We start from the raw sequence: 23,942 nt of genomic DNA, 5'->3' as shown, positions 1-23,942 counted from the left end.
AAGCGTTATCGCTTCTATGATGACGTTATTTGTCGATAAAGGATTCTCTTTTGCCAAAATCAATGATTTAATAGGAGGAATATACTATAAAAAAGTTTAACTTATATGTTAAGTATGCTTTAATGATTGCTTGAATCGTATAACAAAATCATATCATGAGAAAGTAGCGAAATTGAGAAGGAGATTGCAGATGAAGGGATATGTGAAGTGGTTAGGCGTTGCGCTAATAGGGTTAGTCATCGCTGCCTGTGGTAATAGCGAACAAGATGATGCTAATAAAAAGGTGTTGCGTGTAGGAATGCCTCCCAGTGCGCATAATATATTAGTGGAAAAAGTAGTCAAACCACAGTTAGAAGCGGATGGGTATAAAGTTGAATTTCTTAATTTTAGTACACTTCGAGATGCCAATACGGCATTAGTCGAGGGCGGAATTGATTTTCATACAGCCCAACATCAAGCCTATTTAGATGTTTACAATCGTGAAACAGGGCAAGATTTAGTCTCGATTGTACATACACCTTCTATTCCTGCTTTTATCTACTCGGTCAAACAGAACTCTTTAGATAATGTTAAACAGAATGATACTGTTTTAATTCCAAATGATCCCTCTAATATGGCGCGTTCTTATGCACTTTTAGCTAAAATTGGTTGGATTAAAGTTAATCCGAATGCTGATATTGCAACTTTAACTCAGAAAGATATTATCGAAAATCCGCTAAATTTACAGTTCAAAGAAGTTGATTCAGCATTGATCCCCCGTCTATTAGATGAGATTGATTATGGGGTTATGCCGGGCGGTGTGGCTCTTCTTGCAGGGATTGGTTCAGAGCATGCATTAGCGCATGAGACGTTTCTTCCTAGCCTTGAATTAATGGTGACGGTAAAAGCAAAAGATGCCAATACACAGTGGGCCAAAGATGTGAAAAAAGCATTCCAATCTGACGAGATGCGTCAATTTATCGAGAATGATCCTGAAAGCAAAGGTTGGTTCATCTGGCCTGAGGGTTAGTAATGATTTGATAATATAGAATATTTTAAATTCAGAATATTTTAAGTTTTAAACAGATAAAAGCAAGTTAAACTCGGTCAAAAACCGTTTCTTTTGAGAGAAAGAAACGGTTTTTTTGTGCAAAAAAAAAGCAATTTAAAATATAAATAAGGAGGTTTTCCCTTACCTAACATGAATCGTTGTTAATGATAACTATTTAATAATAGGGATATATCTTCGATAAAACGATTTTCCATCTCTAATTTTGATATAGATCTTAGCCAAATTTACCAAAAATTGATCGTGATCAATAAAAAAGAGGCGTGATATGATACGCGCTTCGTAAATTTATTTGATTTTTTATAAACAATTGGTAAAGGTAGTTAAGATGAAAATTTCACGACGAAAATTCCTTATCGGAGCTGGTGCAGTGGGTGCATTAGGTGCAGGAGCTGTAGTTACCCCTATGATGCGTAGAGAAGGAACGTTGATTCAAACTCAATCTCGGGCGCAACATGTTGTGGGGACTGAAGGCCCTTTGCCGAAGCAATCTGACGTTGTGATTATCGGTGCTGGTATTCAAGGAATTATGACTGCGATTAATCTTAGAGAGCGCGGTTTAAGCGTCACCATCTGTGAGAAAGGTGAAGTCGGTGGTGAGCAATCAGGTCGTGCTTATAGCCAAATTATCAGCTATAAAACCTCCCCTGAAATTTTCCCTCTACATCATTATGGCAAAAAATTGTGGCGTGAAATGAATGCGCGTGTCAATGATGATACAAGCTATCGTACACAAGGTCGAGTGGAAGCCATTGCAACAGATAAAGAACTTGCAACAGTGAGAGAATGGATTGCGTTGAATAGCGAAGATCCAGGCTTTGATACACCCCTTAAAACACGTATTATTCATGGTGAAGAGCTAGCAGCTCGTCTTCCGGATGCACAAACCAATTGGGAGATTGCTGGGTTTGAAGAAGATGCAGGTTCTGTTGATCCTGAAACCGGTACGCCTGTGTTAGCGCGTTATGCCCAAAGAATCGGTGTAAAAATCTTTACTAATTGTGCAGTGCGAGGCATTGAAACTGAAGGTGGCAAAATTGCTGATGTGGTCACTGAAAGGGGCAATATCAAGACTTCATCAGTGGTGTTAGCCGGCGGTATTTGGTCACGTCTTTTCATGGGGAACTTAGGCGTTGATCTTCCAACACTCAATGTTTACCTTTCACAACAACGTGTTTCAGGCGTTCCTGGCGCACCAAAAGGCAATGTTCATTTGCCAAATGGCATCCATTTCCGCGAACAAGCTGATGGTACTTATGCTGTTGCTCCTCGTATTTTCACAAGCTCAATCGTGAAAGATAGCATTCTCTTAGGGCCTAAATTTATGCATCTTTTAGGGGGCGGTGAATTACCGCTTGAGTTCAAAATTGGCCCCGATTTCTTAAGTTCATTCCAAATTCCAACCTCTTGGAATTTAGATGAAGTCACGCCATTTGAGAAAAATCGTATTGTAACGGCAACACAAAATAATGAACATTTAGATGCGGTATTTAATCGGATGAAACGTGAATTCCCACAATTTGAAGCCTCAGAGGTGGTTGAGCGTTGGGGTGCAATCGTGGCACCGACTTACGATGAATTACCGATTATCTCTAAAGTGCCACAATATCCAGGTTTAGTGATTAATACTGCAACAGTTTGGGGTATGACAGAAAGCCCTGCAGCAGGTGAATTAACGGCTGATTTAGTAATGGACAGAAAACCTGTGATTAATCCAACACCATTTGATGTAACACGTTTTAGCTAATATCGCAGTCATGAGATTGAAGATCTTGAGTATTTTAGACTTAGATCTTCTTTTATCGAGGTAGATTATCTGCCGAAATAGTGAGATCCGGTAATGGGTTTCAAAAATTGTTAAATAGGAGTATATATTATGCGTTTAAAGAGTCTTTTATTAGCCCTTCCATTCGTGGTAGGTGTTGCAAGTGCTGATGATGCAGTGGTTTACCATAAATTGGAAGGTATGCCTATTTCTCAATCAGTTGAGATTCCTGCGGGCAAAAATCTCGTATTTTTAAGCGGTAAAGTCCCTACTGTGAGCAATCCTGATGCACCGGCTAATTCACTCGAAGCATACGGTGATACAGAAGCGCAAACTGTGAATATCTTAAAACAAGTAGAAGCGAATCTTGCAGAGCTTGGTTTGACTATGGAAGATGTTGTTAAAATGCAAGTCTTCTTAGTAGGTGGCGAAGAGACTGATGGTACAATGGACTTTAAAGGTTTTATGAATGGTTATTCACAATTCTTTAACCCAGAAAAAACGAACAAGTTACCAGCGCGTTCAGCATTTCAGGTAGCAAAATTAGCGCATCCCGCGTGGCGCGTTGAGATCGAAGTCACTGCCATTCGTCCATAGTGTTTACTGTTACTTATCGATCTCGGTGATCTCAATAATTACCGTTGTAAGTGATAAAGTGATTAATCAATAATAAGGGCCTTCATATTCTATTGAGAGTATGAAGGTTTTCTTTTGAGATCCTCAATACTCGTAAAAATGGTATAATATTTCTCATATAAAGTAGCATTTATGGAAGATTATCAGCTATTAGAGACACATAAACTTTCATCTTAGACGATTTATCTTAGAATTTAAGTAGCATAGATGCATAGATGCATAGACAGTACAAGTATAGTAATATCGGTTCAAAATAAGCTTGTTTAAATGCCGGCGCATCGGCTGTAATAAGTAAGGAAGCCGTTCTATCCGGCATCTTGCAAGTGGTGTTTAAAACCATTTTTCTTAAACCAAATTTACTATAATGTAGATAACACATAGGTAAGGAGATATGATGACCTTAGGAGAAGCGCTCAACATACGCGCAGATTTACAAAAAAGAATTGCTCAACTCAATGAGCGTTTATTAGAGAATGTCAAAGTTCAAGAAGGCGATACGCCCGCTTTAGATCCTATAGAGGTACGTAAAGAGCTCTTTATTGCCATTGATCAATTAGGGCATTTAGTCGGAAGAATTAATCAGACTAATAATGAAACCCCTTTTTCTGAAACAATGAGTCTTGCGGATGCCCTGATCGAGCGGGAGAATCTGATGAAAAAGCGCGATACTCTGAATCAGATGATCAATCGAGCATCCGAAAATACTAATCGTTACAGTATGTCCGAGATTAAATTCCTAAGCATTGTTGATGTCGCAGAGCTTTCTAAAGAATATGATGCACTTGCCAAAAAGTGGCGGGAATTAGATACCCAAATCCAAGCGACTAATTGGCGTACAGCGCTTGTAGAGCCAAAGTAATGGGTTATAATGTTTAATGGCAAAGTAGAAAAGGCGAGTGCTAAAACCAACTCTTAACTAATGAGCGCTAACAACGCAACCCTTATCATCATTTACGTTAAGAATCATTTACAGGCTCACTGTAAAATAACACTATTTACTACCACAGCACTGATTTTCTACTAGGGTGGGATCGGGGAAAGGCCTCAGTATCGAAAGATGCTGAGGTTTTTTGTTGTTAGGGTAAAATTTATTTTGATTAAATGGTTATATGAATAATTAATCTAATATGATAATCTTATTTAAAATTTAACTTTTGAGATTATCATTATGGAATATCTGCATGGATCTGATCTAAAAGCAATTCTTCACTCAAAACGCGCGAATATCTATTACTTGGAATATTGCCGGGTGATGCAGAAAGATGGACGTGTTCTCTATCTTACAGAGGCGAAGCGGGAGAATCATTACTACAATATTCCGATTGCTAATACGACTGTAATTCTACTTGGTACCGGAACGTCTATCACACAAGCCGCAGTTAGAATGCTTGCGTCAGCCGGTGTCTTAATCGGTTTTTGTGGTGGCGGGGGAACACCTCTTTTTATGGGGACAGAGATTGAATGGATGACACCACAGAGTGAGTATCGACCAACGGAATATCTTCAAGGTTGGTTAGGATTTTGGTTTGATGAACAGAAAAGGTTAGTGATTGCAAAATCCTTTCAAGAGTCACGTATCAATTTTCTTCGCCATGTCTGGGCGAAAGATCGAGATCTACATCAAGAGGGATTGACACTCGATCTTCCTGATTTAGCTGCTGCTTTATCCGTATTTGAATCAAAGATTCCTACAATAAATAGGGTTGGAGATCTTCTTCTTGCAGAAGCTCTCCTAACAAAGCAACTCTATAAAATTGTAGGAAAGCAGACAGGTCTGCATGACTTTAGCCGTAATCATGAAGGAAATGATGATGCAAATGATTTCCTCAATCATGGTAATTATCTTGCTTATGGGCTAGCTGCTTGTACGCTTTGGGTATTAGGAATTCCTCATGGTTTTGCAGTGATGCATGGAAAGACAAGAAGAGGCGCATTAGTCTTTGATGTAGCTGATCTCATTAAGGATTCGATAGTACTCCCATGGGCTTTTATCTGTGCTAAAGAGCGAGCCACAGAGCAAGAATTTAGGCAACAGATATTGCAGAAATTTACACAACATAAGTGCCTCGATTTTATGTTTGAGGAAGTTAAAAAGGGTGCGCTTCGTTCGTGGGAAGACGTTGATCGATCGGAAGAAGCGGAACGAGGTGAGTAGTTATGATGGTAACCTTTATTAGTCAATGTGAAAAGAAGGCATTAAATCGTACTCGACGTGTATTAGATGCCTACGCGAATCGCATTGGTGATAATGTTTGGCAAACGATTATTACAGAAGAAGGCTTACTAATGGTCAAGAAACTTCTGCGTCGCACCGCCTCTAAAAATACAGCTGTCAGTTGTCACTGGATACGCTCTCGTTCAAGAAGTGATCTCTTATGGGTTGTAGGAAATCGTAACCGCTTTAATGAGATGGGATATGTGCCGGTGAATTATACAGAAGCAAATATTGAGCAATTTATGGATCATGAACAGTGGCAAAGCTTGGAGGTCATGAAGAGCGCGGTTGCTATTGCCGGATTATTTCATGATATTGGTAAAGCGAATACGTTATTCCAAGCAAAGCTACGTGGTGAAAGTAAAAATCGTTATGAGCCTGTGAGGCATGAATGGGTCTCTCTCCGGATATTTCAAGCTTTTGTTGGGGATTGCACCGATGAAGAGTGGCTCTTGAAGCTTACAGAAATAGAGAAAAATCACCAAGATCAGTTTTTCAAAGATGGTATTAGTCAAGGTAGGCAACATCCTCTGAAAGATCTCCCTCCTTTTGCACAATTAGTAGGATGGCTCATTGTAAGTCATCATAAATTGCCGGTTGTTCCAAGTTGGAAGAAGACGCTTGTGCAGGAAACTAGACCTAAAAAGCCATATGAAAATAGCGAAGAGAAAAAGAGTCTATTAGAGACTTGGTTTGATATTGAGTTAAGTATCCATTGGAATTCTTACAATTTTAAGGATGAAGATTCTCCTGAATTATATGAGGATAACTGGAAAATTCATGCGAAAGGTTTACCTTATAAAAGTTATAAATGGCGATTAAAAGCAATAAAATTTGCAGATCAAGCGTTACAAGCCCTCAGAAAGGTAAGAGATAAGCAACAAAATCTATTGCATGATGAGTTATTTACAACGCATATCAGTCGAATGGTATTAATGTTAGCGGATCATTTCTATTCGGCCGCTCCTGAAGTTACAAACGAATGGAGAGCGAGTGATTACGAGGTTTATGCTAACACAGACCGAGATACGGGAGAGTTAAAGCAACAGTTAGATGAGCATCTCATTGGTGTTGCCCATAATGCCTTAGAAATAATGAAGGCTTTACCACGTTTAAAAAGAGAATTAAATACCATAGAGGATAATGATTTTTTAAAGAGTCACCGGACTGTTTCCCCTAAATATGCTTGGCAAATTAAAGCACAAAAAGTAGCTCAAACACTCAGTGAAAGTAGTGTAAAACAAGGTTTTTTCGGTATTAATATGGCTTCTACCGGGAAAGGTAAGACTTTGGCAAATGCCAAGATTATGTACGCTTTAGCGGATAAGGAGCAAAATTGTCGTTTCACCGTAGCTTTAGGTCTAAGGACATTAACGCTACAAACAGGTAAAGAGTATCGGAAATTATTAGGCTTAACGGATGCAGAGTTAGCAATTGCTGTGGGTGGTGTAGCTACAAAGGCATTATTTGAAAATAGTGAACGGAAGAAAAAGGCGGAAGAAGAATTTTCTAGTGGTAGTGAGTCAGCTGAAGACTTTCTAGATCCAAATCTCTTTTTAGATTATGAGGTGGCTGAAGTAGAACATTCCCTGCATTTGTGGACGAAGAATAATAAGCGTATTGAAAAGCTAATACAAGCACCCGCTTTAGTTTGTACCATTGATCATTTAATGCCTGCAACAGAAGGGACACAAGGCGGAAAACAGATAGGACCAATGCTCCGGCTTTTAACCTCTGATTTAGTGATTGATGAGCCAGATGATTTTGATTTAAAAGATCTACCCGCACTGTGTCGTTTAGTTTATTGGGCGGGGATGTTGGGCAGTCGAGTTTTACTTTCAACAGCCACTATTTCTCCAGATTTAGCATATGCCACATTTTTAGCTTATCAAAAGGGTTGGACGGAATATGCCAAAACCAATGTAGATAATTGGAATGAGATTGTTAATTGTGCATTTTTTGATGAACGTGATAATGGCGCTGTCTCTTGTGAAGTTAAAGATTTTAATACTTTTCGAACAAATTACGATAGCTATGTCAATAAACGGGTGCAATATCTTCTTGAAAACTTACTTGTTAAACATAAAGGAAAAATATTAGAGAATTTAACAGAAACAGGGAGTATTTATCACGATTTTGCTCAAACAATTTTACAAGGGGTTTTACAGTTACATCAAGATAATCATACAGAGCTCAAAGGAAAAACAATCTCTATTGGATTGGTTCGTATGGCCAATATTGATCCATTAGTTGCAGTAGCAAAATATCTAATACAAGAGCAATTGCCAGCAGATACCCATATTCATCTTGCTGTTTATCATAGTCGCTATTCGCTTGCGGTGCGATCTTATTTAGAAGAAAAGTTAGATAGTGCATTGAATAGAAAAGATGATTGGCCGACCAAAGAGATGATGGAGCTTATTGAGCAGACAGATGCATCTCGGCAAATATTTCTTGTTCTAGCTTCGCCAGTAGCAGAGGTAGGGCGCGACCATGATTATGATTGGGCTGTTATTGAGCCCAGTTCTATGCGTTCTATTATCCAAATAGCAGGACGGATTCTTCGGCATCGAGATATTCTTCCTCAGCGAGAAAATATTCTTTTGATTAATCAAAATATCAAATCATTAAAAGGTAGTGTTCGTTGTTTTAATCGTCCAGGATTTGAGGTTGAACATCTAGAGTTAAAGTTAAATAGTCATCATCTTTTAGATATATTAGAAGAGAGTCAATATCAAAACATTAATGCGATAGAGCGGGTAGAGAAACAAACAAGACCGGATGATAATTTAGGAGAACTTGAACATAAAGCGCTTTTTATGCAGCTCTTTAAGTCTGATTTATCAGCGAGTCTGTGGTGGAAGGAGCAAGCGCATTGGTCAGCTGTTTTACAAAAAAGACAGCCCTTTAGGGAATCTGTAAAAGATGAAGCGCTTTATCTCTTAGCAGATGGTCATAAGCTCTATTGGCAGTGGTTAGATGAATCAGTTTATCCTCCCAAAATGGGGGCTATTTCAGGTGCAGGCATTGAAATAGTCGAAGAGGAAGAGCCACCGTTATCAATAGGATTTAGCTTTTGGTTTGACTTAAATCCGTTCAATATCTATCAGCAGTTAGCGCAGGATTTTAATGTAAGCCTTGAGGAGATATCTCGACGTTTTGGAGAGATTCGCTTAGTAAGTTATAAGAAGAATGATATTAATCAATATCGTTATATGAAGAATTTTGGCATTTATCGAGAGGTAAGAGGATGAGTACAATGGATAGTGAAAATACGTGGCAAGATCTGATCAACGCCTTCTTGCTAGAGAAATTTGAAACAGACTTTGTGAAATATTTAAAGGAAGTATTTTTAAAAGTGTGGAGGTAGCTTATCAAAAAGAAGAATTGACCGCAGACGAGGAGATAGCTTTTATTTTTAATGCAAGGAAAAACAAGCGAGAAGAAGATGAATTAGAATCTCAGTTTATTTTGGCGCAACTAGATAAGTTAGCTGAAATGGACATTAAGCCTCAGTCTTTAAATTTTGAATCTCAAAAAATGGAGATTAATGTTAAGAAACAGGAGCTTAAGCAAAAATATCATCCAGAAATCTGGTTGACGTGGGCGGCGAAAAATGCTCAAAACGTTGTTTTTGCGACACATGTTCCGAAATTAACGCATTCAATTATTGATAGTAGTGCTTTTTTTGATAATACAACTGCGGATAAAGATAGCTACCTGACTACTGCTAAATTAAAATCAATCGCGATAGATGGTGCCGTAAGAGGAAATCAATATGCACCAGTCTATCAATTTTTAGAACTTGAACGAAATGGAAAAAAATTAGCTAGTGTCTTTGAAGATTTAGAGACAAATATTTTAGAAGATTTTGCAAGAGATAAAATGCAGAGTTTAGAGTGGAATAAAGGATTTTCTGCAGCATTAAGCACTGGACGACCAACTGCTCATTCGCTCTTAAAGCAAGTTTACTTTCCTATTGCTAAGGATGGGTATCATCTACTTTGTAATGTTGTTTCTTCATCCCAAGCTCAAGCAATATTTGAGTTTATGCGTCGGAATACAAATATAGACTATAAATTAAAAAGCAATCGAAAATATTCTCCTAATGAATTTTTCAACTTTTTAAATCGCGCAAATATTTCTATTACTGCCAGTAATCATGGCAATGCCTCTCAGCTTAATGGGAAAAGAGGGGGGCGTTTAAATTTAGTTTCAAGTCAGCCACCAATATGGCAAAGCCAATTAAAGCCACCCATTTATAAAAGTAGTTTTTTTTATGAATTATCTCGAAGCTTTGAAGTAAGAGAAATTATTCAATATTTAGCAGATTTTTTGAGTCGATTTGAAAATTTACAGTTGAGTATTAAAAACCCTAAACGAATGAAGTGGTTGGAACATTGGTTGGAAAACCTCAGTGATGAGGTGTTAGTTTATGTTAAAACTATTCAAACATTACCTGCAGGTTGGTCAAAAACAGCAAATATTAAACTTAAACTCGCCCATCAATTATTATTAGATTGTAATCGAGATGATGAATTTTTTATTCATGAGAGAAATAGTTTTGATTGGGGGGAAGTTATTATTCAAGATTTTGCTCATTGGCTTAATTATAGATTACGTAGAGCGAATGAGAAGTTTACGCCACAAGATGCGCATACAAAACTTTGGATGAAATTATTCAAAACCAATTTTAGAGATGTTTTAAATATTAAGTATCTTGCAAGCGAGGAGGGCCAATAAAGATGGGACAGTATCTACTGATTGAGAGAGTTAAAGTACAAAATGCGAATGCAGTATCAGGGTTTACTTGGGGTTTTCCTGCTATAACTCATTTTTTAGGATTTACTCATAATCTTAATCGCAAATTATATAAAGAAACTAATTTTCAAGAAATCTCTCTTCAGGGGTGTGTAGTGATTGCTCATGAGCAACAAGTACACACATATCAAGAAGGGAGATCAATGGCGTTTACTCAGTATAAAACCGCTCAATATTTAGGCCTGAAATTTGAAAAGGGTATTTTAAAGGACCCTGCCATTGTCGAAGAAGCTAAAATGAATATGACGGTTTCCCTCCTTATTCCTCTATCAGGTTATATAGGTGGTGTTTATGAGCAAGAGGAATTCATTGGTTTCCTAAAGAGAATTTGTCTTATTCAACGACTAGCAGGCGGGACTATTTTAGAGATTAAAAATATCGAACTAGTAGAGTTATCAGAACCTGATAACTTGAAGACTATTAGAAATAGACTGTTACCAGGTTTTGTATTACAGGACAGATCTACTTATTTAGAAGAGCATTACTTAAATCTTCAAAAAAATAATCCTAATAGCGACTTGTTAGATGCTTGGTTTGATTTTATTGCATTAAAACAGGTAGCAAGACCGGTTTGCGACTTAATAGATAGTCACTTTTTAGATGAAATAAGAGTATTAGAAAAGTTGCGTGAAAAAAGTCAAGAAGAGAGAGAGAAACTTAAAGTCCTTTTGGCACTCAATGATCTATGGTTGGCTCATAAAGAGAAACCTTACCGGAAGGGAGAGGTACCTCAAGAGTTGATTGAGTATTTCTCGACAGAGGAAAGCATTGCAATGACTGAAAAGGATATTCAAGACCAACTTTCCAAGCAATTTAATAAAAAACTATACGAGCAGTGGCAAAATTACTTAATGCCTACCGAGAAAACAGATGCTCAATGGGAATATGTTAGAAAACCTAATCCAGGATTTTTAGTTCCTATTATGGTGGGCTATAAGGCGATTACTGAGCTTTTCCCCGCAGGTGAAGTTGACGGAGCTAGAGATATAGAAACAGATTTATGTTTTGTTGAATCAGTTCACTCGATTGGAGAGTGGCAAAGTGTCCATCGTTTGAAAGAATTAGCAGATTGGCAGAGAAGCGTATGGACTTATTATCATGACCTAAAGTGGTATTTATGTAGACAATCATCGAGCATTGAGATGACAGCAGAAACAGAAGATCTCTTAGATGATGATGCTTATTACTATTAATATTTAGATATAAAAGGATATAACATGGCTATTAAATTACCTAGCATGCTCTCTTTTGAGCGTAAACTTGAAATTTCAGATGCATTAATGTTTTCAGGCGATTGGAGTACTATTTCTAATCTTCAAGATGAAAAAGAGGCTGAAAGTGCTAAAAATTGGCAAAAAATTCCAATCACTAAACGTCAAAATCGGTCTACACAAAGTGCTGAGGGGACTCCAGATGATAAGAAAAAGCAGCCGAATCCGGCTTCATCTGATAGTGATGATGCTAATTTGCCATTAGAACACGATACACTAAAGGTAAGTTTTAGTATGCGAATTATTGGTAATTTAGGTATACCTTTTGGTTGTAATTCACCAGAATTTAGTGAGGCTATACAAGATAGAGTGACAGAATTTAAAGCCGGAGAAGGAGTTGATATTCTTGGGCATCGTTATGCCTATAATATTGCAAATGGACGGTTCTTATGGCGTAATCGCGTTGGAGCAGAAGAGATTCTTATTAAAGTTAAAGTAGCAGAAGAGCAGTTTGAGTTTATGGCTTATGATTTTTCATTAACTGATTTTGATAAAAATAAAGAAAATCAAGAACTGCAAAAGTTGGGCGCTATTATCTCAGATGCGCTAAAGAGCGATCATCAAAATTTTGCACTGATAGAAGTCGAAGCATTTGTAAAATTAGGGAAATTACAGCATGTTTTCCCCTCTCAAGAGATGAACATGGGAGAAAAAGGGAAGACCCTATTTCAATTAGGAGGCGGTGCAGCAATGCATAATGTTAAAATAGGAAATGCTATACGTACGATAGATACTTGGTATCCTCGTTATGACGATATGAAAATACCTATTGCTATAGAGCCCTTTGGAGCTGTAACACAAATTGGGGATGCTTTCCGTAAAAATAGAAAGGAAGGAGACCTATATTCCTTAATGGTAGATTGGATTAATGGTAAAGATCTAACAATAGAAGAGCAAGCTTATGTTGTTGGTAATCTTATCCGTGGTGGGGTATTTAGTAGTTCAAAATAAGGGGAGTTTATGAAGTATTATCAAGAGATTACTTTAATTGATCATGTAGAGATATCTCCCTATTTCATTTTGTCTCGTGTTTTTGGACAACTGCATTTAGCATTTGTTGAACAAAAAGGAAAAGATAATAGAGTCCGTTATGGACTCTCTTTTCCGGAATATTATCATGAAGATAAAAAGTCTGGGTTAGGGAAAAAAATTCGCATTTTTGCAGAGACCAAAGAGGAACTGTTTCTTCTTGTGCTTCCAAAGTGGTTAGAGCGATTGTCGGATTATGTTCATATTCAATCAATTAAGGAAGTACCTAATAAAATTGAGGGGTATGCGAAATATCAGCGCTATCACTCTAAAGGGGATGTTCGGTTAGAGAAGGAGAGAAGGGGATATGCCGAACATTACGCTCAACAAAACTCTGTCTCTATCGAAGAAGCGTTAAGTAGATATTCGCACTGGGAAAGAAGAGAAGTCAATCTTCCTTATATCCAAATAAAGAGTTTACGATCTGATCAAAATTTTAAGCTTTTTATTAAAAAAGAAATTGTTAGTGTGGATTCAGATAATAGTTTTAATCAACTCTTTACAACCTATGGTTTATCTGCTGGGGGAATTGTCCCCGAGTTTTAACCATTATTTTTCGCTCTTTAAAAAATTGGATATAATTCAATAGGTTATAAAAAGGGAAAAATCATTGGTATTTTAAGGTAAAATAGCCCTTGAGCCAGATTTTTCCTTTCTTTTTGGATTTTAATCTATTGTTCACTGCCACATAGGCAGCTTAGAAAATAAAAAAGTGATTAAAGGAAAAGAATTACCAGTTCACTGCCACATAGGCAGCTTAGAAATACTTAGAAGAAGGTAAAAAGATAGGGCAAGAGTTCACTGCCACATAGGCAGCTTAGAAATTTTTCTTCAGTAAATGTGTCCAAATAAATAAGTTCACTGCCACATAGGCAGCTTAGAAATAGCAAAAAAACCATCATCATTAATGGTACTCGTTCACTGCCACATAGGCAGCTTAGAAAATGAGCAATTTTAAAAAATTTGTTCTTGAGTCGTTCACTGCCACATAGGCAGCTTAGAAATTAATGAGAAGAGGATTGTTTATTTGCCTGAAGTTCACTGCCACATAGGCAGCTTAGAAATAATGCATACTATGCAACGTTATTACATGAAGGTTCACTGCCACATAGGCAGCTTAGAAACTTTGTTTTCATTGAGAGCAAGAGATACTCATGTTCACTGCCACATAGGCAGCTTAGAAAATTAATTTAAAGATAAGCAATAAAAAAGATCTGTTCACTGCCACATAGGCAGCTTAGAAAAGAAACTGGTTAGAGTTTGCAAGTGACGTGAGGTTCACTGCCACATAGGCAGCTTAGAAACCCAAGCAATATAGATCTTAGTAAGGTGAAATGTTCACTGCCACATAGGCAGCTTAGAAACATTTCTCCGCTAGTTTGTTAAGCGTGATACGGTTCACTGCCACATAGGCAGCTTAGAAACTTTTGATTCGCGCATACCCACAAGCGTCATCGTTCACTGCCACATAGGCAGCTTAGAAAACTCTACGCCCTTTGTTGTAAAATATGGAGCGGTTCACTGCCACATAGGCAGCTTAGAAAGACAATCGTGGGAATTATGTTAATGACTCCGAGTTCACTGCCACATAGGCAGCTTAGAAATGCTCGTTTGTGATCAGATAATCTGTTGTTATGTTCACTGCCACATAGGCAGCTTAGAAATGCAATAGTAGTTTTATATCTTTTCATAGTATGTTCACTGCCACATAGGCAGCTTAGAAAGACATTTCCTGATCCATCAGTTCTTTTCTACGGTTCACTGCCACATAGGCAGCTTAGAAATATAAACGCCTTACTTTTAATTGCTTGAGCGAGTTCACTGCCACATAGGCAGCTTAGAAAATTTGCGTTTAAATCTCCGTATAGAGATGATTGTTCACTGCCACATAGGCAGCTTAGAAAATAGTATTTCTGTATGCTTAGGTTTTAGCCTTGTTCACTGCCACATAGGCAGCTTAGAAACAACACATAATTTTAGTGGTGTAGAGATCCAAGTTCACTGCCACATAGGCAGCTTAGAAAAAATACATACATCTCAATAGTTTTTTGTGATGGTTCACTGCCACATAGGCAGCTTAGAAAAGCCATTGCAGCTGTTTCTTCTAATGGTATATGTTCACTGCCACATAGGCAGCTTAGAAATTCTACAATCCAGACTTCCTTACGTTCCTTATGTTCACTGCCACATAGGCAGCTTAGAAAATGTCTAGTGGTGGATTTATATTATTTGCTGAGTTCACTGCCACATAGGCAGCTTAGAAACTGTGGGTTTTGAGAGTTCAATGGAAGTGAAGGTTCACTGCCACATAGGCAGCTTAGAAATGTAGCCATTGCGTATGGTATTTACCGAGAAGGTTCACTGCCACATAGGCAGCTTAGAAAAAAGCATTTTTCATACTCACTGCAATTTTAGAGTTCACTGCCACATAGGCAGCTTAGAAAAAGTATGTTGATAAAACAGGGATTGTAGATCTGTTCACTGCCACATAGGCAGCTTAGAAATATATCAGCAGTTTTTTCAGTAAATACAGATAGTTCACTGCCACATAGGCAGCTTAGAAATTGATTGATGCACTTGTATTATGATTACCAGCGTTCACTGCCACATAGGCAGCTTAGAAATGCTCGTTTGTGATCAGATAATCTGTTGTTATGTTCACTGCCACATAGGCAGCTTAGAAATTGCAATTTCCTGAAATTGCGCTTCTATTACTGTTCACTGCCACATAGGCAGCTTAGAAATTTAGGGCAGGATGTTGCTGTAGGTTGGATTCGTTCACTGCCACATAGGCAGCTTAGAAACTGCTTTATTACTATCGAGAGCAATAACGATGGTTCACTGCCACATAGGCAGCTTAGAAAAATAGCATCTTGCGGATATCAGCCAAAACATGGTTCACTGCCACATAGGCAGCTTAGAAAGGATCTCATCGCGACCAATCAGTGTATAAAGCGTTCACTGCCACATAGGCAGCTTAGAAATTTGTTCTTCATGATAGGTTCAAGGGCATAGCGTTCACTGCCACATAGGCAGCTTAGAAAGTAAGACGTTTTGAGCGCTTCCATTGCATTTTGTTCACTGCCACATAGGCAGCTTAGAAATTAATTAAATTTTCTTTTAACTCATCAGTCATGTTCACTGCCACATAGGCAGCTTAGAAAAGTCAATAAACATAAGCAACCACTCTCATAATGTTCACTGCCACATAGGCAGCTTAGAAAAATCTAATAAAATAATTTCACCAGGAAGCAAGGTTCACTGCCACATAGGCAGCTTAGAAACACAAAAAATAGTTTAATTTTTTAAATAAAACGTTCACTGCCACATAGGCAGCTTAGAAATTTAACATTTATATAAAACATTTTTAAGCAGAGTTCACTGCCACATAGGCAGCTTAGAAAACAAGGCGAAAAGAAGAATTTAGTGAACACGTGTTCACTGCCACATAGGCAGCTTAGAAAGATGTTTAAATCTGAAAAGATGGATGGCGAAAGTTCACTGCCACATAGGCAGCTTAGAAATCAGACATCAGCGGGCAATGTGTTCGGCAGTGGTTCACTGCCACATAGGCAGCTTAGAAAGATCATCTTGAACATACACGATGAGTGGGCAAGTTCACTGCCACATAGGCAGCTTAGAAAAATATTTTCGCATATAGGTTTCATAGCTACATGTTCACTGCCACATAGGCAGCTTAGAAAATCATCTATAACAAAACACCCCTCGAGCGTTTGTTCACTGCCACATAGGCAGCTTAGAAATTATAATATCGCACGAGATAATAATTTTAAGAGTTCACTGCCACATAGGCAGCTTAGAAAAGAGTGATTTACGATTTGGGAGGCTGGGTTAAGTTCACTGCCACATAGGCAGCTTAGAAATAATTAATATTCTGTTGATCCAAAACCACCATGTTCACTGCCACATAGGCAGCTTAGAAAACTAAAAACTCTATGAGCTTCGCCGGTGTTTGGTTCACTGCCACATAGGCAGCTTAGAAAGTATAACGGCTTAGAGGTCCAAGTGAGCTTCGGTTCACTGCCACATAGGCAGCTTAGAAAAGTTATTTTCTATAGCGTGATATCTGCGAACTGTTCACTGCCACATAGGCAGCTTAGAAAAATCTAATAAAATAATTTCACCAGGAAGCAAGGTTCACTGCCACATAGGCAGCTTAGAAACACAAAAAATAGTTTAATTTTTTAAATAAAACGTTCACTGCCACATAGGCAGCTTAGAAATTTAACATTTATATAAAACATTTTTAAGCAGAGTTCACTGCCACATAGGCAGCTTAGAAAACAAGGCGAAAAGAAGAATTTAGTGAACACGTGTTCACTGCCACATAGGCAGCTTAGAAAGATGTTTAAATCTGAAAAGATGGATGGCGAAAGTTCACTGCCACATAGGCAGCTTAGAAATCAGACATCAGCGGGCAATGTGTTCGGCAGTGGTTCACTGCCACATAGGCAGCTTAGAAAGATCATCTTGAACATACACGATGAGTGGGCAAGTTCACTGCCACATAGGCAGCTTAGAAAAATATTTTCGCATATAGGTTTCATAGCTACATGTTCACTGCCACATAGGCAGCTTAGAAAAACCGGCGTAGAACCTAATAATCGAGATGTAGGTTCACTGCCACATAGGCAGCTTAGAAATCAACACTGTAACCGTTCTTTATTCTAGCTAGGTTCACTGCCACATAGGCAGCTTAGAAAAGAACTATTGGAGAAATAAAATGAAAAAATTAGTTCACTGCCACATAGGCAGCTTAGAAAAAACTCTGATGCTCTTGTTGAAGGTTTCTTCTGTTCACTGCCACATAGGCAGCTTAGAAATGATTGATGAGTGTGGCGCAATTCGTGAAATTGTTCACTGCCACATAGGCAGCTTAGAAAATTGTCAATCTTTTAATGCGATTTCGTTATTTGTTCACTGCCACATAGGCAGCTTAGAAAATCTCTTACCGTACTTAATACATTAATAATACGTTCACTGCCACATAGGCAGCTTAGAAATGTCTTAGATGATCGTTATATCGTGTGGGATCGTTCACTGCCACATAGGCAGCTTAGAAAATATCATATTGTAATCTAATATATTCTTTAGCGTTCACTGCCACATAGGCAGCTTAGAAACGATTCTGAACTCTCTAATTACTTTCATCGTTGTTCACTGCCACATAGGCAGCTTAGAAAAAGCTGTTGTCATATGAAAGTAATCCATTTTAGTTCACTGCCACATAGGCAGCTTAGAAAGCCTTATAGCCATTAACATCTAAAATAAATCGGTTCACTGCCACATAGGCAGCTTAGAAAAATTATACTGATTATCGCCGGGATTATAGCGGGTTCACTGCCACATAGGCAGCTTAGAAAAACTTCATCAGGCTTACTGCAAATATTTGATGGTTCACTGCCACATAGGCAGCTTAGAAATAGCAAAATGGGCAACACAACAGATGACACAAGTTCACTGCCACATAGGCAGCTTAGAAAAGTGAAAGCACCGCTAAAGTTAATTAAACTTGGTTCACTGCCACATAGGCAGCTTAGAAATTGAAGAAATTGTTCCTAGACGTTGGTGATGTGTTCACTGCCACATAGGCAGCTTAGAAAATTGATCGTACTCATCTTCCAAGATTGCGTTGGTTCACTGCCACATAGGCAGCTTAGAAAGCTCATTGTCGACAAAATCGCCTGTGCTGTTTGTTCACTGCCACATAGGCAGCTTAGAAAGACCATAGTAATGAATAGCGCTTCTGCAATACGTTCACTGCCACATAGGCAGCTTAGAAATTGTAGGCGCTTCTACTCGATGCGATTCACTCGTTCACTGCCACATAGGCAGCTTAGAAAAAATAAGGCGCAGGGATTCTGATTCCATCTATGTTCACTGCCACATAGGCAGCTTAGAAAATCACGGTTTGCGGGAACTTTAGACTGAGAAAGTTCACTGCCACATAGGCAGCTTAGAAATGTTAAACGAGTTACTGCTTGCGGGAATAATAGTTCACTGCCACATAGGCAGCTTAGAAATCTCGCAAAAGCCGTAAATCTCGCTTTAGAGCTTTCACTGCCACATAGGTAGCTTAGAAACTCAACAAACTCATGATCTAAACTAGGCGGTGGTTCACTGCCACATAGGCAGCTTAGAAAATAATCGACTTTTCAATATTGACGTTCGCTGTGTTCACTGCCACATAGGCAGCTTAGAAATTCAACATATCGACCCATATCTAAGCCGAGTGGTTCACTGCCACATAGGCAGCTTAGAAATCAAGGTCAAATCGTTGCAAGCGTTAGCGCAGGTTCACTGCCACATAGGCAGCTTAGAAAACCATAAATCTTCTGATTCATGATTTGTAGATGTTCACTGCCACATAGGCAGCTTAGAAATTTATTTTTGATTGCTTAGTGATCCGCGCGATGTTCACTGCCACATAGGCAGCTTAGAAAACTGTAATTTAAGATCAATTTCGCTACCGGTAGTTCACTGCCACATAGGCAGCTTAGAAAGAAGACTTCGTTTGTTTTTTTGTTTGTGTAATGTTCACTGCCACATAGGCAGCTTAGAAATAATATTTCAAAGAAGGCTGAATTAGTATCGAGTTCACTGCCACATAGGCAGCTTAGAAAGGAACTAAACGGCGACCAACCGACATTTATGTGTTCACTGCCACATAGGCAGCTTAGAAATCTTTCAGCTTTGCCACCGCCTTCCGGACAACGTTCACCGCCGAACAGGCGGCTTAGAAAAGATTTAATTTTTACTTATGGAATAACATAAAAAATTTTTATGATTATAAAGGAGTTGAAATATGAAACTGAAATACACACTCATTACTAGTACAAATCCAGCAGATCTGGGCATTCCGTTTGTTGCAGTTGAAGCGGATGATCTATCGCTTGTGTTTGTAGAAGATGCGATGAGTCCAGAGGATGCAATTGCAAGTATGATTGATGAGATGGAAGAGCCGGAATAATCTTGTTTTGATCACTATCATTTAATGATAAATCTAGCAATTTTAATAAGTGCAATTTTATTAGAAATTAATTACTATGAAGAGGCTTTAGAAGAAACACGGTTAATCTCCCTGCCGTAGGCTTAAATAGTTAAGTTTCACTATTTATGACCGCGTGTAGATGTGTGGGAGCTCTACCTTCTAAAGCATCACTATTGAGTAATAAAATTCCCAATAAAAAAGATCCCGCCGATTGGCGGGATCTTTTTTATATTCTATTTGGAATATGAGAAATCCTGGTTAACAGTGAAGTGTATTAAACTTTTTCTGCCATAATTTCAGCCACATCATTCCCCCAAACAGGAACTTTACCGTCGGTTTCAAAGAAGAGGGTTTTATATTGCATTTTGAGCATATAAGGAACACGACCCATCTTGAGAACCTGTGTATCGCCACCAAACCAAGAATTTGAGCGAATATAGAAGCCTTTGCCGCTTCCAATATCACCAATACAAAATACCCAAGGTTTGAGGGGCTCATTGGCTTTTTCTGCATCCATTTTGCCAAGATCAAGAGCCACTTGTCGGCCGATGATTTCACATTGTTGATGGCCGATTGCCCCTAGTTTGGGCATTGTAACTGCTGCACAATCACCGGCAGCGAAGATATTTTTGTATTTAGGATTACGCATTAAAAGGTCAGTGATAATAAAGCCTTGATTATCGCTAATCTCTAAACCTTTTAGGAAATCATGTGCTTCCCAGTCAGGGAAAACGATCTTCAATTCTGCAGGTAGTTCTGTACCATTTGCAAACACAATAGAATCCTTCGTTAATTTAACGATGTCTTTGGTGTTATTGACATACTTGAAGCCCATTTTACCGGCAACTTCTAGCAATTGTGGCACAACCTTATCGCCGGCATCTTCGGCGATCATCTCACCGGGTGTTGTGATCGTGATCTTAGACGCATCGCCCATTTTATGACGTACAAGCCAATCCGCTAAACCCAGGCTGATCTCAACAGGTGGGCCTTCACAAGCAGCCATTGCATCTGGAATCTGCCCGCCAGGATACGGCTCAAGTCCTTTCGCACCATCACCTTGGTGGAATCTTGCAGAACCCACAACAATAGGACCACCTTTATAAGTCCCATCGTGTAGTTTTTTGCGTAGTTTATTACCATGATAGAAGTCAGAAACAGTATCACCGTACTCGGCAAAACCTTCTATTTTGTCGTAAGCGAGTTTTGCACCTAATGCAATGACGAGATAATCATAGGCAATCGTATGTGGTTCAGCACCAGGACGCTCATTTGGAATAATGGACACAGTCTGTGCTTTTGGGTCAATCTTCGTCACTTCGGCATGGATAAAATCGATTTTATCTTTTTTCAAAGTAGTAGGAATATCCATTTTGAGTGAGTACTCGGGATTACGATTTTCTAATACCTCAGCTGGAATATTCGGGACATAAAGTAGATATGATTTGCGGTCAATAACCGTAATATCTACCTCATCTTTGGCATATTCACGAATTTTTTGTGCAGCGCCTAAGCCTGCGAAGTTACCCCCTAAAACAATGACTTTTTTCTTCATCATAAATGATCCTTTTATAGTCTTAACACAGAGATAAAAAATAACCACTTATCTTGATTGTTTGTTTTACTCTATCGAGTATTACACAAACAGCACTTCTATAAGAGGCTATCATTACTAACAAAACACTATAAAATCCTTTTAATAGTTAACTAAGATTTAATTAACATATTCATTTTGAATGATAAATCTTAGATAGCTAACATTATACACAAATATATATTTTTGTATAATATTATAAATTATTATTGTATTATTATCATAAATAATATTTCTTGTTTCTGATTTTGTGAATAGCATCAATTTTTACAATAAAAGAATCAATCTCATAAAACTATGAGCATTAAAACTCATTTTGTGATAGGTAGGTGAGGGGTTGTTGTGTATAGAGTCCTGCATTTTACATAGGTGTTGATTCAGTATCAGTTAGATAAATTAGAAATTTTACGGCTCTTGACTTTTTTCCGCTCAATTTTGCGTAAAATTTATGAGATAACATGGTATGGCTATAGAGAGAATTTGATGCGATTACTAATTGTAGAAGATGAGCCTAATATCTTGGATATTTTGGCAAAGAGATTGACAGCTGAAGGTTATAGTATTGATACAGCAAGCAATGGGCAATCAGCGCTAGGATTTATTGGCATGAATATTTATGATTGCATCATATTAGATGTAATGTTGCCCATCAGAGATGGATTTTCTGTTTTGAAAGAGATCCGGGGTCAGGGTAATCAAATACCGGTTTTATTGCTTACTGCTAAAGATAGTGTTCTCGATAAAGTGAATGGGTTAGATGCAGGAGCAGATGATTATTTGGTAAAACCATTTATTTATGATGAGTTGTCTGCTCGAGTTCGGGCATTAGTACGTAGAAATACGGAACAAAAAACAACTTGTTTACATTTTGCAGATCTCTCGTTAGATTTAGTGACTCGGCAGGTCAAAAGAGGTGAAAAACAGCTCGATCTATCAGCTAAAGGGTTTAGAATTTTAGCTTATATGATGCATAATCCGAATCGAGTTTTGACACGAGATCAGATTATTGCGCATGTATGGAACTTTGATTATGACAATGATTCTAATGTAATAGATGTATATATAGGATACCTACGTCGTAAAATAGATGCAGGTTACGATAATAAATTACTTCACACGGTCCGTGGGGTTGGGTATGTGTTGAGAGAATCCAATGAACAAAATTAGTATTCGTACTCGCATCACTTTATGGTATAGCACTATCTTATTATTATTTCTCTATCTTGGGGTTCTCGGTTCTTATAATGCAATGTCAGATATATTGACCCAACAATATCTGATTGAGATGGAGAAAGGTTCTAAGATGTTGATGCAGCATATTGAAGAGTCTACAGCAGAAGAATCTTTAGCTATGTTTGATAAGGAGAATATACCAGAAGATCTAAGTCTCATTTTTTGGGGCGTAAATAATGGAGTTTTGGTAGGAAAGTATCAAAACTGGATGTTAGATCCTCCTAAATTACTTAATAGAATTCAGCAAATTAACCGCGGTGAAGAAACCTGGTTTTTATATGATAATGAAGTCTATAAAGAGGCTGAATTAGTAGGTTGGACTCGTTCAGTGATTAATATGACGCATATCATGAATCTACTTGATTTAATGAAAGAGCGAGGTATTTTGTTTATTTTTCCAAATTTGTTTCTTTCTGCTTTAGGTGGTTTTTTGGTGACACGTTGGGCACTGAAACCTATTAAAAAAATTGCTAAGGCAGCAAGGGAGATTGGTAGTGGAGATCTAAATCAGCGGATTGAGTTAAATACGGCGAATGATGAAATTGGGGAGTTGGTACAAGAATTTAATCAGATGGCCGAGCAACTTTTTAAACTAATTGAAAGAGAGAAACAGTTCAGTGCAGATGTTTCACATGAGATACGTACTCCGATAGCGGTTATTATTACGCAGGCAGAGTATTCATTAGAGAACCATCATCTTTCGAAGGAGAGTGAAAAGGCTTTGACCTTAATTGTGGAAAAGGGGCAGCAGATTCAAAAGATGTTATCGCAGTTGATGTTCTTATCGAGAGAGCGAGAACAGTCAGCGATAATGGAGTTAGAGCGAATTAATCTAACGGATGTCGTAGCAGATATTGCCGATCAATATCTGTTTAAAGAGAATCCTCGACACATCACTCTTGACTTAGAAATGATGCCGGATACTTATGTTCAAGGCGATTTAATGTTGCTTTCTAGGATGATTAATAATCTCATTGATAATGGTTTTCGATATGGTAAGGAATATGGGCATCTATTTATTTCAGTTAAAAGAGATGAGGAAACTAAAGTAGTTACTCTTTTGGTAGTTGATGATGGAATTGGAATTACGCGTAATAATTTACCTCTAATATTTGATCGTTTTTTTAGAGGCGATCAATCGAGAACGGCAGGGGGTTCGGGGTTAGGGCTCTCTTTTGTAAAATTAATTGTAGAGTTACATCATGGAAGAATCTCTGTGGATAGTCATGTCGGAAAGGGGACAGCCTTTAAGATTGAAATTCCTGCGGTTGTTTAAGCTTTATTTTGTGTACGAAATGGGTAGTGCCTTGTCAATGAA

At 38.1% G+C, this 23,942-nt stretch carries 14 protein-coding genes and 1 CRISPR repeat array; of the genes, 13 read left to right on the top strand and 1 reads right to left on the bottom strand.

What is annotated here, in order from left to right:
* Positions 1-190: 190 nt before the first annotated feature.
* From WMO13_RS05355 to WMO13_RS05305, 11 genes are all read left to right on the top strand, one after another.
* Positions 191-1,009: a MetQ/NlpA family ABC transporter substrate-binding protein gene (locus WMO13_RS05355; protein ID WP_051396325.1), complete on the top strand. Its 819-nt coding sequence runs from the start codon at positions 191-193 to the stop codon at positions 1,007-1,009.
* A 367-nt stretch (positions 1,010-1,376) separates the two neighbouring features.
* Complete coding sequence (locus WMO13_RS05350; RefSeq protein WP_026879504.1) at positions 1,377-2,795, top strand: NAD(P)/FAD-dependent oxidoreductase; 1,419 nt, start codon at positions 1,377-1,379, stop codon at positions 2,793-2,795.
* Positions 2,796-2,924: 129 nt separating this feature from the next.
* The gene (locus tag WMO13_RS05345; protein ID WP_026879505.1) at positions 2,925-3,410 is read left to right on the top strand and encodes a RidA family protein; all 486 of its coding nucleotides are present in this window, start codon (positions 2,925-2,927) and stop codon (positions 3,408-3,410) included.
* Between the two features lie 430 nt (positions 3,411-3,840).
* Positions 3,841-4,308, top strand: coding sequence for a DIP1984 family protein (locus WMO13_RS05340; RefSeq protein ID WP_342386813.1), 468 nt, complete (start codon positions 3,841-3,843; stop codon positions 4,306-4,308).
* A 309-nt stretch (positions 4,309-4,617) separates the two neighbouring features.
* Positions 4,618-5,604, top strand: coding sequence for a type I-F CRISPR-associated endonuclease Cas1f (cas1f, locus tag WMO13_RS05335; protein ID WP_026879507.1), 987 nt, complete (start codon positions 4,618-4,620; stop codon positions 5,602-5,604).
* A gap of 2 nt (positions 5,605-5,606) precedes the next feature.
* Positions 5,607-8,918 (top strand): type I-F CRISPR-associated helicase Cas3f, encoded by a 3,312-nt coding sequence (gene cas3f / locus WMO13_RS05330; RefSeq protein ID WP_026879508.1) that lies wholly within the window; start codon positions 5,607-5,609, stop codon positions 8,916-8,918.
* Positions 8,919-9,024: 106 nt separating this feature from the next.
* Positions 9,025-10,407, top strand: a complete 1,383-nt coding sequence (gene csy1 / locus WMO13_RS05325) for a type I-F CRISPR-associated protein Csy1 (protein WP_026879509.1) — start codon at positions 9,025-9,027, stop codon at positions 10,405-10,407.
* Positions 10,408-10,409: 2 nt separating this feature from the next.
* Positions 10,410-11,678, top strand: coding sequence for a type I-F CRISPR-associated protein Csy2 (gene csy2, locus WMO13_RS05320; protein WP_026879510.1), 1,269 nt, complete (start codon positions 10,410-10,412; stop codon positions 11,676-11,678).
* A gap of 24 nt (positions 11,679-11,702) precedes the next feature.
* The gene (csy3, locus tag WMO13_RS05315; RefSeq protein ID WP_026879511.1) at positions 11,703-12,707 is read left to right on the top strand and encodes a type I-F CRISPR-associated protein Csy3; all 1,005 of its coding nucleotides are present in this window, start codon (positions 11,703-11,705) and stop codon (positions 12,705-12,707) included.
* 9 nt (positions 12,708-12,716) lie between these two features.
* A complete protein-coding gene (cas6f, locus tag WMO13_RS05310) occupies positions 12,717-13,331 on the top strand; it encodes a type I-F CRISPR-associated endoribonuclease Cas6/Csy4 (protein ID WP_026879512.1) in 615 nt (204 codons plus the stop codon).
* Positions 13,332-13,461: 130 nt separating this feature from the next.
* Positions 13,462-19,549: direct repeats of the CRISPR family, unit length 28 nt; unit sequence GTTCACTGCCACATAGGCAGCTTAGAAA.
* 62 nt (positions 19,550-19,611) lie between these two features.
* Positions 19,612-19,776, top strand: a complete 165-nt coding sequence (locus tag WMO13_RS05305; protein ID WP_156923304.1) for a hypothetical protein — start codon at positions 19,612-19,614, stop codon at positions 19,774-19,776.
* 295 nt (positions 19,777-20,071) lie between these two features.
* On the opposite strand, the gene WMO13_RS05300 is transcribed toward WMO13_RS05305, so the two are convergent.
* On the bottom strand, positions 20,072-21,352 hold the full coding sequence (locus WMO13_RS05300) for an NAD(P)/FAD-dependent oxidoreductase (RefSeq protein ID WP_026879442.1): 1,281 nt from the start codon (positions 21,350-21,352) through the stop codon (positions 20,072-20,074).
* A gap of 522 nt (positions 21,353-21,874) precedes the next feature.
* Between WMO13_RS05300 and WMO13_RS05295 the strand changes: the two genes are divergently transcribed.
* The gene (locus WMO13_RS05295; protein WP_026879443.1) at positions 21,875-22,558 is read left to right on the top strand and encodes a response regulator transcription factor; all 684 of its coding nucleotides are present in this window, start codon (positions 21,875-21,877) and stop codon (positions 22,556-22,558) included.
* Positions 22,559-22,694: 136 nt separating this feature from the next.
* Positions 22,695-23,900 (top strand): sensor histidine kinase, encoded by a 1,206-nt coding sequence (locus tag WMO13_RS05290; protein WP_169727779.1) that lies wholly within the window; start codon positions 22,695-22,697, stop codon positions 23,898-23,900.
* The last annotated feature ends 42 nt before the right edge of the window (positions 23,901-23,942 follow it).

Source organism: Ignatzschineria larvae DSM 13226 (assembly GCF_038500265.1).
Classification (GTDB): Bacteria; Pseudomonadota; Gammaproteobacteria; order Cardiobacteriales; family Wohlfahrtiimonadaceae; genus Ignatzschineria; species Ignatzschineria larvae.
The sequence above is the reverse complement of the archived record's forward strand: the minus strand, read 5'-3'. Positions and strand labels throughout refer to the sequence as shown.